The 13,393-nt window shown below is 40.4% G+C and carries 12 protein-coding genes and 4 tRNA genes; 11 read left to right on the forward strand and 5 right to left on the reverse strand.

What is annotated here, in order from left to right; genetic code table 11:
• Positions 1 to 62: 62 nt before the first annotated feature.
• Positions 63 to 692: a methylthioribulose 1-phosphate dehydratase gene (locus I6F41_RS11985; RefSeq protein WP_179807649.1), complete on the reverse strand. Its 630-nt coding sequence runs from the start codon at positions 690 to 692 to the stop codon at positions 63 to 65.
• A gap of 216 nt (positions 693 to 908) precedes the next feature.
• Between I6F41_RS11985 and I6F41_RS11990 the strand changes: the two genes are divergently transcribed.
• The gene (locus tag I6F41_RS11990; protein ID WP_086994424.1) at positions 909 to 1,682 is read left to right on the forward strand and encodes an amidohydrolase; all 774 of its coding nucleotides are present in this window, start codon (positions 909 to 911) and stop codon (positions 1,680 to 1,682) included.
• Positions 1,683 to 1,751: 69 nt separating this feature from the next.
• Positions 1,752 to 3,179 carry a mannose-1-phosphate guanylyltransferase/mannose-6-phosphate isomerase gene (locus I6F41_RS11995; RefSeq protein ID WP_182678390.1) on the forward strand — a complete coding sequence of 476 codons (1,428 nt, stop codon included), beginning with the start codon at positions 1,752 to 1,754 and terminating at the stop codon, positions 3,177 to 3,179.
• 7 nt (positions 3,180 to 3,186) lie between these two features.
• On the opposite strand, the gene I6F41_RS12000 is transcribed toward I6F41_RS11995, so the two are convergent.
• The 3 genes from I6F41_RS12000 to I6F41_RS12010 all read right to left on the reverse strand — a co-directional run bounded on the left by I6F41_RS12000 (position 3,187) and on the right by I6F41_RS12010 (position 6,810).
• A complete protein-coding gene (locus tag I6F41_RS12000) occupies positions 3,187 to 5,343 on the reverse strand; it encodes an ATP-binding protein (protein ID WP_197108531.1) in 2,157 nt (718 codons plus the stop codon).
• A 225-nt stretch (positions 5,344 to 5,568) separates the two neighbouring features.
• Positions 5,569 to 6,225, reverse strand: coding sequence for a helix-turn-helix transcriptional regulator (locus I6F41_RS12005; RefSeq protein WP_086994433.1), 657 nt, complete (start codon positions 6,223 to 6,225; stop codon positions 5,569 to 5,571).
• Between the two features lie 213 nt (positions 6,226 to 6,438).
• Positions 6,439 to 6,810, reverse strand: a complete 372-nt coding sequence (locus I6F41_RS12010) for a histidine triad nucleotide-binding protein (RefSeq protein ID WP_011329544.1) — start codon at positions 6,808 to 6,810, stop codon at positions 6,439 to 6,441.
• A 93-nt stretch (positions 6,811 to 6,903) separates the two neighbouring features.
• Here I6F41_RS12010 and I6F41_RS12015 point away from each other — a divergent pair, with 93 nt between their 5' ends.
• Positions 6,904 to 7,506 carry a DUF2057 family protein gene (locus tag I6F41_RS12015; RefSeq protein ID WP_182684158.1) on the forward strand — a complete coding sequence of 201 codons (603 nt, stop codon included), beginning with the start codon at positions 6,904 to 6,906 and terminating at the stop codon, positions 7,504 to 7,506.
• An 86-nt stretch (positions 7,507 to 7,592) separates the two neighbouring features.
• Here I6F41_RS12015 and I6F41_RS12020 read toward each other — a convergent pair whose 3' ends face one another.
• Positions 7,593 to 9,434 (reverse strand): M1 family metallopeptidase, encoded by a 1,842-nt coding sequence (locus tag I6F41_RS12020; RefSeq protein ID WP_011329542.1) that lies wholly within the window; start codon positions 9,432 to 9,434, stop codon positions 7,593 to 7,595.
• Positions 9,435 to 9,577: 143 nt separating this feature from the next.
• Here I6F41_RS12020 and murB point away from each other — a divergent pair, with 143 nt between their 5' ends.
• The 8 genes from murB to I6F41_RS12060 all read left to right on the forward strand — a co-directional run.
• Positions 9,578 to 10,588 (forward strand): UDP-N-acetylmuramate dehydrogenase, encoded by a 1,011-nt coding sequence (gene murB / locus I6F41_RS12025; protein WP_182684159.1) that lies wholly within the window; start codon positions 9,578 to 9,580, stop codon positions 10,586 to 10,588.
• Complete coding sequence (gene birA / locus I6F41_RS12030; protein ID WP_179807643.1) at positions 10,585 to 11,577, forward strand: bifunctional biotin--[acetyl-CoA-carboxylase] ligase/biotin operon repressor BirA; 993 nt, start codon at positions 10,585 to 10,587, stop codon at positions 11,575 to 11,577. The genes murB and birA overlap by 4 nt, the downstream gene beginning before the upstream one ends.
• Positions 11,574 to 12,281 carry a pantothenate kinase gene (locus I6F41_RS12035; RefSeq protein WP_197108532.1) on the forward strand — a complete coding sequence of 236 codons (708 nt, stop codon included), beginning with the start codon at positions 11,574 to 11,576 and terminating at the stop codon, positions 12,279 to 12,281. The genes birA and I6F41_RS12035 overlap by 4 nt, the downstream gene beginning before the upstream one ends.
• 117 nt (positions 12,282 to 12,398) lie before the next feature.
• Positions 12,399 to 12,474, forward strand: a tRNA-Thr gene (locus I6F41_RS12040).
• A gap of 41 nt (positions 12,475 to 12,515) precedes the next feature.
• A tRNA-Tyr gene (locus I6F41_RS12045) sits at positions 12,516 to 12,600 on the forward strand.
• Positions 12,601 to 12,645: 45 nt separating this feature from the next.
• Positions 12,646 to 12,720: transfer RNA gene (locus tag I6F41_RS12050), tRNA-Gly, on the forward strand.
• A 12-nt stretch (positions 12,721 to 12,732) separates the two neighbouring features.
• A tRNA-Thr gene (locus tag I6F41_RS12055) sits at positions 12,733 to 12,808 on the forward strand.
• Between the two features lie 136 nt (positions 12,809 to 12,944).
• On the forward strand, positions 12,945 to 13,393 hold a 449-nt coding region (locus tag I6F41_RS12060), incomplete at its 3' end, for a GTP-binding protein (protein ID WP_197108533.1).

The following is a 13,393-nucleotide window of genomic DNA, read 5'->3' on the forward strand; positions in this document are numbered from 1 at the left end:
ATTAGGTCATTAATTAAGGCCCATTGTTACGTAATATAACAATGGGCCTTAATTTTATTTATTTATTTATTATTTGCTTGAATGCCGGTAATTTTTAAACGCTCTAATTCACAGCTAAATAAAAATTCCAGCACTTCTAAATGACGACGAACTTCATCAATATTTCGCCCTACAGCATATAAACCATGGCCACGTATAAGCACTCCGTGTTCAATAGGAGTGTGTAAATGATGGTCGCTTACCAATAAACTTAAATGGTCTATGTCTTGGTCGTTATTAAAAATAGGAATGCTTAGGGTTTCTAAATGCGAGGTAAAACCGGTTAAAGCTTTTTGCATTTCGTAGCCAGTTAAATCGAGTTTATGACTTTTTGTTATTTGCGAAAGCACGGTAGCCGCAACAGAATGCGTGTGCAGTACACATTGCGCTTCGGGAATTAGCTGATACAAGCTCAAGTGCAGTTGTGTTTCGGCTGAGCGTTTTTTTGTTCCTGCCAAAGGCTTGCCTTGTAGATCTAGCTGTAAAAATTGCTCATTGGTCAACTTGCCTTTATCTTGGCCACTAGCTGTTATTACAAAGCCCGACTCAGTTCTTGCTGAAAAATTCCCACCGGTTGCGGGTATCCACTCTTTTTGGCTAACCCACTTCCCAGCTTCAATAAGTTGCGAAATAGCGGTATTGTTGTTTTGCATATATTCCTCACAAACGAGCATCAGTTAATTGTATTTAGACGGCTAAACTTCTATCTTAAGTGATGGTAGCACCGCTTTGCGTGCAAAACCACAATTAAGGATATAGAGTGTTAATAACTAAGCTACCAGCATAAGGTATGTTTTATCAAACTCTAATAACAATTAAGTTGGTTTAGCTAAAAACACTAAAAACTTAAAAGAGGGCGGCACAAAACTATGTCAACTTTAACACTTACATTATTGCAAAGCTCACTACACTGGCTCGATAAAGACGCTAATTTAGCTATGTTTAATAAGCAGCTAGATGCAGTGACTCAGCAGTCAGACTTGATTTTACTGCCCGAAACCTTTGCCACAGGCTTTGCAATAAACTTAGATTGCGCTGAGCCTGAAAACGGCAAAGTACTTACCTGGTTAAAGGCGCAAGCGCATAAACATAATGCAGTAATTGCAGGCTCAGTATTTGTTACGCAAGGCAGTAAAAAGGCCAACCGGTTTTATTGGGTGCAGCCCAATGGAGAAGTAGACTTTTACGATAAGCGTCATTTGTTTTGTTTAGGCAACGAAGGCGACTTTGTAGTAGCAGGACAAGCGCGCAAAGTGTTTACTATTAATGGCTTTAAGCTATTACCACAAGTGTGCTACGACCTACGCTTTCCGGTATTTCAGCGCAATAACAACGATTACGATGTAATGATTAATATTGCTAATTGGCCCGCAGTGCGACGCCATGTTTGGGATACATTATTAATGGCGCGAGCGATGGAAAATGTATGTTATGTGGTTGGGGTAAATCGCATTGGTGATGATGCCAATGGTGTTGCTCACAATGGTGGCACAGCGGTATATGACTTTAAAGGTGATGCTTTAGTAAAAGCTGCAGATAATAGCCAAGCGCTAATAACCATTACTTTGCACAAAGCACCATTAAATGACTTTAAGGCTAAATTTCCGGCGCATTTAGATGCGGATGCTTTTAACTTAGTATAAAGCAGCTTAAATTAGCCAGCGGCTAATTAAGTGTTAAAATAGCCGCTGATATTTATTGGCGGCAGCACTATGAACAACTCTTTAATCACTCCAGTTATTTTAGCGGGCGGCATTGGCTCTCGTTTATGGCCGTTGTCGCGCCAAGCAATGCCAAAACAGTTTTTACCCTTACTCGATGCTGAACCTACTGGGCAGTCGTTATTACAAAATACCCTAACACGGGTAACCGGTAGGGTATTCAATCGAGCTATTTTAGTGTGTAACGAACAGCACCGATTTATTGCCGCTGAGCAAGCTGCTAGTGCAAATCCGCGCGTATTACTTTTAGAACCCACAGGTAAAAATACTGCCCCAGCAATTGCTTTAGCTGCGCATTATGCGCTACAAAATGGCATAACAGGGCCACTGTTAGTTATGCCAGCGGATCATCATATAAATAATTTTAACTTACTCACCGAGCAGTTACACGGCGCGACAATATTAGCTGAGCAAGGTAAATTAGTTACCTTTTCTATTACGCCTACCGAGCCACACACAGGTTACGGGTATATAAAACAAGGAAGCGCCATTACCGGTACTGACTGCTTTGAAGTAGCTGAATTTAAAGAAAAACCCAGCTTAACCACCGCAACAAGCTACCTGTTAGATGGAAGTTATAGTTGGAATAGCGGTATGTTTTTGTTTACTGCTGCAGCGTATTTACAAGAGTTGGCTCGCTTTGCACCTAAAATTGCCAATTGTGTGGCTAACGCCGCCAATTTTAGTCAGGACTTAGGCTTTACACGGCCCAGTGCAAAAACGCTCGAAGCTTGCCCGAGTGACTCCATAGATTATGCTATTTTAGAGCGCAGTGATAACGTAGTTGTCATGCCTGTTGCCTTAAACTGGAGTGACGTAGGTGGTTTTTCATCACTTGCTAAGTTGCTAAAAAAAGATCCGCAAGGCAATAACTTAAATACTAACTATGTAGCGCAAAACAGTAAAAACAATCTAATAATAAGCGAAACCGATCATACTATTGCCACGTTAGGGGTAAGTAATTTAGCTGTTATTCATACCCACGATGCCACACTTATTGCGAATCAAAATGAGCTTGATGCACTGCCGTTATTACTCAAAAAAGTAGCGCTTACGCAAACTGACAAGTTAACCCACCACCAAGTTGTTTATCGGCCGTGGGGAAATTATCGTACCTTGGTAGAAAGCAGTGGATTTAAGGTTAAAAAAATAACCGTAAACAGCGGCGCTAAGCTCTCTACGCAGCGCCATCAATATCGTGCCGAGCATTGGGTAGTTGTATCTGGGGTTGCCGATGTATGCATTGATAAGCAAGCACTAACACTCAGTGCAGATCAGTCTTGTTATATTGCCGCTAAGCAAATTCATAGTTTGGCTAATAATAAAAATACACCGTTAATAGTAATTGAGGTACAAACAGGCACTATTTTAGATGAAAGCGACATTGAACGGTTTGATGATAAATATGGCAGAAACTAACAACGCTTTACTGCAGCCCTTTGCGTACACACCTTAAATACTCTTCTAAACTTTGCTGCCAAAGGTCGAGCGCTTCATTGATGGCGTTTTTTAGCGGCTTTTTATCAAGCATACGACGCTCTATTTTTTTCAGCGCTAAACCATAACGGTTAAAGCCCAGCTGTAGTGCGGTATTGGCTTGGCGATGTAATAATTTAATGCATTGCTCGGGCTGTTGTTCTACGAGCGCTTGGCAGTGATTTAGTTTACTGCGGGTAGAGAGCACAAACTCGTTATAAATAGACGACACTTCATCAATACTAAAAGAGCTGGTAAGCGTTTCGCTAGCGCTTGCGTCATATAAAGTATCAACCAAATCTACAGCTACAGTAGCCGTTTTAGTTGACTGTGAATCGCTTAGTGCTTGGCGCAATTTTTGGTGTTTAATAGGTTTACCTACAATGTCTTTTATACCCAGCGCTAAGTACTCTTTTACCTCACTAGGGCTTAAGCTTGCAGTAAAGGCTAGTACGGGAGTACGCTGGTTTTTATGCTCAATTTTAGCCAATGTTTTAAGTACTTGTTGGCCGGTCAAATCAGGTAGGTTCATATCGAGCAGCACTACATCAAAATGATGCGCTTGCATTAACTCTATTGCAGTTTTACCGTCTTTTGCTAACTTAATTTTATGTTCGTCGTCGGCCATAAATTCTACGGCTATTTTTTGATTTAAATCTAAATCCTCTACTAACAACACCTTTAAACCGGTTAAATAATCTTTACTTTGATGACGTTGCGCTACTAGGCTGAGTTCGCCCAGCGCACACGTAATATCAAAGCTAAACACGCTGCCACTCCCTAGGCTACTGGCTATTTCTAACTTGCTATGCAGTTTTTCGAGTAAGCGGCTGGTTATTGCTAAACCAAGGCCTGTACCGCCTTTTTCTTTTCCGGCGTTACTTTGCACATAGGGTTCGGTTAGGTAGGCTATTTCGTCATTCTCGATGCCGGGGCCTGAGTCTTTTACGCTTATTTTAATAGTGTGTTCAAGTTGTTTTTCAGTGATTAGATCAATTTGAATTTTAACGCTACCTTGGTCGGTAAATTTAATTGCGTTACCCACAAGGTTAATAATAATTTGCCTGAGTTTTTGCTGATCGCAGTAGTAACAGGCTTGATCGGGTATATTGCAAAGTAGCTCAAACTTAAGTTGCTTTTGCTCTGCCAGAGGGCTTAGTAATAAGCATAAATTTTGTATCCAAGTTTTAAACTCAATATCTTCTTCGTAAAGAGCTTCGTCGCTTTGATCAAGGCTGGCGTAGTCGAGTACTTTATCAACCAGTAAATTAAGGGATTCGGCAGAGTTAATAATTGCCTCGCAATAGGCTTTATTGCGAGCATCACTTGTTTGGTTCATAACTAACTGAGCACTGCCTAAAATGCCGTTTAAAGGGGTGCGAATTTCGTGGCTGATAGTTGATAAAAACAACCCACGTATTTCTAGATCTTTACGGGCTTTTTTAGTGAGCTTATTAAGATGCTGCTCTCTGCGCTCATTACACAACAGTGCCATGCCAGCGGCATAAAACATAGGTGCTATAACCCCGTTTAAAAAAAGTAACGAGCTAAACCAAGGGCTTAATAGGGTGTCATGTTGCTCAATTTTTTGCATAAATATCGAGCGGGCAATAAAGCTTACGGCAACTAAAGTTAAAATTATAATATAAACAATGCTGCCGTTGGGGTAGGGCTTACGTGCATACTTTATAAATATAAACAGTAAAAATGCAGCTTCAGCTATATGCTGTATATCAGATATAAACAGCCTATCTTGAATAGATGGCGACAAAAAGCTGTAATAACCCAGCATTACGCTGCTAAAAGCAGTAAATGAACAAACAAGTTTAAAGCCAATACCGCGATAATCTAAAAACTGGCTAATAGCAAGGCAATGCACAATTGAGGCCGCAAACATCAATATATTGGCAATGCTAATGGCGACAAGTTCAGGGACTCGCCCGATCAGAGTAAAGCCAATAATAACGCCGAGCAATAAAACAGGATAAAAAATATAAAGCAGAGTGCCTGGAGTGTGTTTATTGGTGCGCCAGGTTAAAAAATTTAGCAGGGTCATTACAACCATAACGGCGATACTGGCAAAATATAGGGTAAAAGAGTCGAGCATTGAGGCACCAATAGCGTGTTATTAGATTAAAAGTATAACAATAATTACTTAACCGAAAATAGCTCAATATATTGTTTAACACATTGAGCTGTATTGAAATTAAAACGTATATTTTATTTGCTGGGGAGCGACTTATTATTTAAAGTTTGAGTTTGCTGATTAAGCTTGCCCAGATACAAAAACAGACACGTATGTGCCTGTTTTGTGTTTAAACTAAAGTTTAAATTAACGTATTTCGTCTGGAATATGCTGCTGTGCCCACGATAGTAGCTCAATACGGTTACGACATTTTGTTTTTCTAAATGCGCTGTATAAATGAGTTTTAACTGTGTGTGGGCTAATGCTTAGCTCTTCAGCAATTTCTTTATTTTTTGAGCCATTACTCATTAATGAAATTATGGCTTTTTCGCGCTTGGTAAGTTTAACTGGCTCAATATCGCCTTCGGTAAGCTTATGCAGTGCATCTTTATTAAACTGCAACATACGATTTAATGCATTACACATTATATCTCTGCGATACCAAAGTTGATCTTCAAGTAGTAAGCGAATACCTTTCATCAATACATCGGCGTTATCTGTGGTGTAAAATACACCACGAATTCCGCTAAGTAAGGCACGATTAGCAAGCTCTGGGTTTTCATCCAAATTAAATAATACGATATCGCATTTAATCCGTAAATTAACCAGTTGCTCTTTTAATTTTCCCCACGCATCTTTGCTCGATGTTTCGATAAACAAAAGTCGTGTTCCTACAGGCACATCTAAAATATTGGTGCCTGTGGTTACGCTAATACCTTGCGTTTTTAACAAAGGTTCTAAAACGTTAATACCAATAGTGTTAATGGGCTCTTCATCTAATAACAAAAAGGCTGAACTGCTCATATTATTTTTACTCTTTTATAAAGCTTATGATTAAGTTTACCACGACCTCCACACCTTTTGTATTAGAAAGTCGCGTTGTAACGCAAAAAGCAAGTACGATATTATGATTATTTAAACATAAAATGTTGCAAATAAGTAATTATTTATTGATTGCGATTACAAAATAAAACAACCTAAAAAGCTTATAACTAATTGTATAAAATAAATAGCTGTTTATAGCGCCACTTTTTTGGTGTTTTGATAAGGAGGCCAGCCCATCTCTTTACCTGCAAGCATATGTAAATGAATATGATATACGGTTTGGCCACCATGTTCATTGCAATTCATGACCACTCGGTAGCCATCGTCGGCAAAGTTTAGTTGCTTGGCTAATTTAGCCGCTACTACATATAAATTACCTACTAAATGCGAGTTTTCAGGCGTTACATCGTTAATAGTAGCAATTGCCTTTTTGGGGATAATAAGTGCGTGAAATGGCGCCTGAGGGTTTATATCTTTAAAGGCGAGAGTATGCTCATCTTCATAAATAATATCAGCTGGGATCTCACGATTAATTATTTTAGTAAAAATAGTCTCTTGGCTCATTATATGGCCCCTAATTAAGTATGATTAAAGTAAGCTCCACTAATGACAAACTTTACAAGCAGTGTCAAACTGAAATCAAATAAAGGAGAAAATATGCGTAAATCAATATTATTAGGTAGTGCCGCAGCGCTATTGTTTAGTGTGTCGAGCATGGCAGAAAATATTCACTTTCCAGAAGAGTTTGTACCTCTGCAAGTTGGTGAGCGTATTATTGAAAGCTCGATATTTAGCCGTGTTGACGACATAGAGCTAGCACCGGGTAGTTATAAATTAAAGCTTAAATATACTGACTTGTATGACCTAGGTTACGACGATCACGAAGTGGTAGAGTCTGAACCATTTTGGGTAAATGTAACTATTGAAGCGGGTAAAGATTATACTTTAGAGTTTAATCGTGCCAAAAATGCGGTTGCGGCTAAAGTATTTGCACAGTCGCCACAAGTAAGCTTAAAAGCAAAAGGAAGTGCACTGGCTGCGCCATTAAGTGTAATTTCTAATGCCCAGCTTACAAACACTGTGCCAGTACAGCAAGTTAGTAATACAACGGCAATGGCAACAAGCGCCAGCGAAGTAAGTAAACTCGTTGCACCTATTAATGGTAAGGGCATGCCCAGCGCAGCAGCAATGCTAGACTTTTGGTGGCAACAAGCAACCCCAGCTCAACAACAAGCCTTTTTAGAAAAAGTAACCAATTAGCTTTTATGCAATTAAAAAAGGGCCGAATGTCGGCCCTTTTTGTATTTTAAACACTCGCTTATTAAGCTCGTTATTATTTGAATAATTTATTCAAATAATGCGTCTATAGTGCCATGTGCTAGTGGGTGATAACCCGGGCGTGCTTTTAAGTACACGCTTTGTGCCCAGTCTTTTTTGCCGTTATCAATAAGTGACTTATAAAGCGGGACAATTAGCTTGCGACGACCAATACTGGTTAAGTGCTTATCAAGCGCCGGATAAATTGGCTGGTATCCATTACCTACCGCTAGCATAAACCAAGCAAAGGCACGTTCAGCGTTAGTTGATTGCGTTAAGTTATACGCAGTATCAAGCTCGCTCATATGTGTTTGGCTTAAATCGCGCGGTAAGTTATTTAAAAAGTGCAACCATTCATGCACCGACCAATTAGCTGTAGGCAATTGCGCTGCTGTGATATCGCCATTTAACCAAGTAGCTGTTGCTGTATCTACTTTATCAAAAGCATCTGATGTTGGATTAGGTGTATCGCTTGGTAAACCTGGCGCAAAAATCCATTCATTTACTTTATCCATGCTCACAATACCAGGGTACTTATCAATTAAGTTAGCTTTTAGGTAAGTAACAAATTGTGCGGTGGTTAAAGATTTAAAGGCAAATTCGTTAAAGTAAGTTTTTACAAAGGCGTCAAACTTATCGCGGCCATATTTTTCTTCTAGGTAAATTAAGAATAATTGCCCTTTGGTATAAGGTACAGAGCTAAACGCATCATCAGGATCGCGGCCATTAAGCTTTAAGTTAAGGCGCGTGTCTGGCGCATCAAGCGTTTTAATTTGCGCGCGAATACCTGCTGCATCAAGGGCTTGTTCCATTACTGCGCGGTCACGACCAAATACTTCTTCCATAATGCGGTTTTCAACGTACGAGGTAAAACCTTCGTTTAACCATAAATCTTCCCAGGTTGCATTGGTAACTAAGTTACCAGACCAAGAATGAGCAAGCTCATGTGCAATTAGATTTACTAAGCTTTTATCGCCTGCAACCACGGTTGGGGTAATAAACGAAAGGCGTGGGTTTTCCATGCCACCAAACGGAAAACTTGGCGGTAACATAAGTAAGTCGTAACGACCCCATGCATAATCGCCGTAAAGTGCGTTAGTTTTATCGATCATCGCTTGGGTGTCGTTAAATTCGGCAACTGAAGCATCTAAAATAGTTGGCTCAGCAAAAATACCGGTTTGATGCGACATTGCTTTAAATTCTAAATTACCTGCGCCAATAGCAATTAAGTAAGGCGAAATAGCTTGTGGCATATCAAAAATGTAGTCGCCATCTTTATAAAGTGCGTCTTTATTGTCGGCACTCATTACCGCACGTATATCTTTAGGAGTATGAATGCGCGCCGAGTACGTTACTCGCATTGCTGGCGTGTCTTGTACTGGGATCCAGCTACGTGCATGAATTGCTTGCGATTGGCTGTACATAAACGGGTGTGTTTTGCTGGCTGTTTGCTCTGGTGTTAACCATTGTAGGCCAGACGCTTCAGGGCGGCTATTATAGTAAATACGTACTTTTGGCGCTTGGCTTTTAAAAGTAATAGTTAATTTTGAGCCTTTAACATCATCGCGTGTTGCTAAACTAAATTTAGCTTTATGCCATGTGCCGTTTTGCGTTTGATACATTACTTTATCAATATCTAAATCGCGAGTATCGAGCACTAGAGTTTTACTGTTGTTATTTTGCCATTCTAGGGTGTGCTCAACAAAACCTTCTAATTGCTTGTCGGCAAAGTCGACATCTAAATCAAGGTTTAAATGCGTAGTAATAACGTCATTAAGATTAGCATACGAGTTTTGATCAATAGCATTGGCCATTGCTTGTGAGCACATACCAGCCATAGCTAGGCTTAAAAAAAGAGGTGTGATTTTCATAATTACCCTGAACACAAATAAATAAGTGTTGGTTTTATATCATGATTGGCGAGGCGGGTTGAGCAATTTTTACATTCAGATGCGCTATTTGCGACAATGCGTTAAACTAACGCGATTAGTTACCGGTATATTTAGAGAGCTTTGTGGCGCACTCATTACAAACGTTACATACATTTGCATTAACCAGCCAATGCCAACAATTTGTTAAAATTAATAACCTAGAGCAGCTTAAAACGCAAAGCTTTAAGCCTCCATTTTGCCTATTAGGCGAGGGCAGTAATACGGTATTTTTAAATGATTACACCGGTACTGTTATTAAAATGGCAACTCAAGGTGTACAAATAAAAGAGCGCGCAAACGATTACTTAATTAGCGTGGCCGCTGGCGAAAACTGGCATCAACTAGTCAGCGAGCTGTTGACTAAAAACATTCCCGGGCTTGAAAACCTAGCGCTTATTCCCGGTACTGTGGGTGCTGCGCCGGTGCAAAATATTGGTGCCTACGGAGTTGAATTGGCTAAATTTGTAGAGTCGGTTGAGTATTTTGATATAGCAAACAAAGCCTTTAATACCTTAAATAATGCGCAATGTGAATTTGGCTATCGCGATTCTATTTTTAAACACGCGTTAAAAAATAAAGCGGTGATCACTACTGTGCATTTAGCCTTGCCTAAAGGGTGGCAGCCGGTATTGAGTTATGGACCGCTGCAGCAACTTGCAGCCGTTACGCCACAAGCGGTATTTGAGCAAGTAATAGCAACACGTAACAGCAAATTGCCCAATCCTTATACCTTACCTAATGCAGGTAGTTTTTTTAAAAACCCCATTATTACTAATCAATGTTTAGCTGCTTTATTAACTACCTTTGCAGATTTACCGCATTATAAACACGGTGCAAAGCACCATAAAGTGGCTGCGGGTTGGCTAATAGAGCAAGCGGGTTTAAAAGGCTACCGCATTGCAGGTATTGAGGTACATAAACAACAAGCCCTAGTGCTAGTAAATTACGGCCAAAGCCAAGGAAGCGATTTAATTGCGATGATTAAACATATTCAACACAGCGTATTTTCTCGTTACAACATTATGTTAGAGCACGAAGTACGCTTAATTAATAACAGTAGTGAATGCCATATTACAGCGGAGCCAACGCCATGAAAGCACCCGATGGGAATAAACTCGCCATTTTAAATGCCCTCAATCAAGGTGGTTTTATTTCAGGGCAGGTATTAGGCGAGCAACTGGGTATTAGCCGCGCAGCTATTAGTAAGCATATTAAAAGCTTACAAGAAATGGGCTTAGATATTTTTAAGGTAACTGGTAAAGGTTACAGCTTAAATAGCCAAGTCGGACTGTTAAACCAAGCGCAAATACAACAACACTATCAAGCGTTAGGTGCAACTACCGCCAAAGTAGAAGTACACCCCATAATAGACTCCACTAATAGTGAGCTAATGCGCCGCATACAAGCAAAAACTGAGCTTGAATCGGGTACTGTTATTGTGGCCGAAATGCAGCAGTTGGGGCGTGGGCGTCGGGGCCGGGTTTGGCAGTCGCCATTTGGAGCCAACTTATATTATAGTTACTTTTGGCGCTTAGATGATGGCATACAAGCCGCTATGGGCGTATCTATAGTGGTTGGCTTAGCTGTATATGATGCTATTAAAGCGCTATACAACATAGAAGTAGAGCTAAAATGGCCTAACGATATTTACCTCAATAAACAAAAGCTCGCTGGCGTATTAGTTGAGCTCGACGCGCAACCGCAAGGTCCTTGTCAGTTAGTTATAGGCATAGGTATTAACTTACAAATGCCAGAGAGCTTTAGTCAGCACATTGATCAAGCATGGACTGATTTAAGTCAACATACGCAGCAGCTTAATAAAAATCAGTTGGTTGCCTCGCTTACTTATTATTTAGAGCAGCGTTTAGAGCAGTATAGTGAAAGCGGTTTACAGAGCATGCATCAGCAATGGAATGCTTTAAATGCATTTGCTGGTGAATGTGTAGAGCTAAATACCGGACATCGTAGTTGGCGCGGAATATGTGAGGGAATAGACTCACAAGGCGGAATTCGTATTCGCCAAGATGGTGAAGTAAAAAGCTATTACGGCGGCGAAATTTCGCTCAGAAAGGCGCAACTATGAAATTACTCATTGATGTAGGCAATACTTCACTTAAAGCTAAGCTGTGGCAAAACGAGCAAGTTCAAGCATGTGATTTAAATAATTTACCTTGGCGTGCAATTACACACGTTATTTATGCTTGCGTAGGGCGCAGTGAACTACTTAACACCATTTTAGCGCAAGCCGCCTTTAATAGTATTAGCTGCTTTGAAGCTAAAGTAACTAAAACGCTAGGCGGGCTCACCTGTGCTTACGAGCACTTTAATAATTTAGGTATAGATAGATGGCTGGCACTTATTGCAAGCTTTACCTTGTATCCAAATAAGGCCTGCATAGTTGTTGATGCCGGTACTGCTACCACAATTGATGTACTCAATAGTGACGGGCAGCACTTAGGTGGCTGGATTTTACCTGGCCTTGATTTAATGACCCGCTCGTTAACGCAAAATACCCAGCGCGTTTTTGATGATGAAAATACGCCATTTACTAATCAACTGGGAATAAACACCCCAAATGGTTTAAAAAATGGTGCCTTGGTTGCCACCATAGGAGCAATTAACCAAGCTAAACCTTATTTAAATGATAAAAATACGCAAATTATTTTTGCCGGTGGTTATGGTTCGTTATTACAACAGCAATTCAAAGAGAGTATTTTTGATCCTATGCTGGTTATTAAAGGCTTAAATTATTGGTATGAATTAGATGAAAATAGCAATAAATTATAAAAAAGCCGGTTTTTGCCTGAATTGTGAGCATTTAAACAATAAATTCTCATTTATTTTAATTTTATAGTTGCATCCCAATAAAGCTTACTCTAATATCTCGCCCCGTACTAAAGCAGTGCCGACTTAGCTCAGCTGGTAGAGCAACTGACTTGTAATCAGTAGGTCAACCGTTCGACTCGGTTAGTCGGCACCACTTTCCTTTTTACCGAAAGTGCATTAGTAAAGAATTATCGTGGAGGGGTTCCCGAGCGGCCAAAGGGATCAGACTGTAAATCTGACGGCTCAGCCTTCGCTGGTTCGAATCCAGCTCCCTCCACCACTTTATTCTTGACGGTTAGAGGTATTTTAAGAACAGGTTCCTAACGCGGGCATCGTATAATGGCTATTACCTCAGCCTTCCAAGCTGATGATGCGGGTTCGATTCCCGCTGCCCGCTCCAGTTTATGGTGATGCTGATATAGCTCAGTTGGTAGAGCGCACCCTTGGTAAGGGTGAGGTCGGCAGTTCGACTCTGCCTATCAGCACCAGTTTTAAGAACCTCCTTAAGCGCTTCCTTTATCTGTCAGAAAAAAACTATTTGAAATTTGAAAAAATCAACTTAATCTACCTATGGTGGATTATTTTCATATGTAATATAGATACACAAAACTGATAGGTTCCGTCATGGCAAAAGCAAAGTTTGAACGCGTAAAACCGCATGTTAACGTAGGTACAATTGGCCACGTTGACCACGGTAAAACTACATTAACTGCAGCAATCACTAACGTACTTGCAAAAGTATACGGCGGTGTTGCTAAAGATTTCGCATCAATCGACAACGCTCCAGAAGAGCGCGAGCGCGGTATCACAATTTCAACGTCTCACGTTGAATACGATACGCCTACTCGTCACTACGCACACGTAGATTGTCCTGGTCACGCCGATTATGTTAAAAACATGATCACTGGTGCTGCTCAAATGGACGGTGCTATTTTAGTAGTAGCTGCGACTGATGGTCCTATGCCACAAACACGTGAGCACATCCTACTTTCTCGCCAAGTTGGCGTTCCTTACATCATCGTGTTCATGAACAAATGTGACATGGTTGATGACGAAGAGCTACTTGAGCTAGT

Origin of the sequence: Pseudoalteromonas sp. SCQQ13, assembly GCF_015864415.1 — a bacterium.
In the GTDB taxonomy this organism is placed as follows: domain Bacteria; phylum Pseudomonadota; class Gammaproteobacteria; order Enterobacterales; family Alteromonadaceae; genus Pseudoalteromonas; species Pseudoalteromonas nigrifaciens.

Bases quoted from the DNA above. Each gene is read 5' to 3' on its own strand.
- I6F41_RS11990 (WP_086994424.1), top strand. From the start codon at position 909: ATGTCAACTTTAACACTTACATTATTGCAAAGCTCACTACACTGGCTC.
- I6F41_RS12000 (WP_197108531.1), bottom strand. From the start codon at position 5,343: ATGCTCGACTCTTTTACCCTATATTTTGCCAGTATCGCCGTTATGGTT.
- birA (WP_179807643.1), top strand. From the start codon at position 10,585: ATGAAAGCACCCGATGGGAATAAACTCGCCATTTTAAATGCCCTCAAT.
- I6F41_RS12010 (WP_011329544.1), bottom strand. From the start codon at position 6,810: ATGAGCCAAGAGACTATTTTTACTAAAATAATTAATCGTGAGATCCCA.
- I6F41_RS11995 (WP_182678390.1), top strand. From the start codon at position 1,752: ATGAACAACTCTTTAATCACTCCAGTTATTTTAGCGGGCGGCATTGGC.
- I6F41_RS12015 (WP_182684158.1), top strand. From the start codon at position 6,904: ATGCGTAAATCAATATTATTAGGTAGTGCCGCAGCGCTATTGTTTAGT.
- I6F41_RS11985 (WP_179807649.1), bottom strand. From the start codon at position 692: ATGCAAAACAACAATACCGCTATTTCGCAACTTATTGAAGCTGGGAAG.
- I6F41_RS12005 (WP_086994433.1), bottom strand. From the start codon at position 6,225: ATGAGCAGTTCAGCCTTTTTGTTATTAGATGAAGAGCCCATTAACACT.
- I6F41_RS12020 (WP_011329542.1), bottom strand. From the start codon at position 9,434: ATGAAAATCACACCTCTTTTTTTAAGCCTAGCTATGGCTGGTATGTGC.
- I6F41_RS12035 (WP_197108532.1), top strand. From the start codon at position 11,574: ATGAAATTACTCATTGATGTAGGCAATACTTCACTTAAAGCTAAGCTG.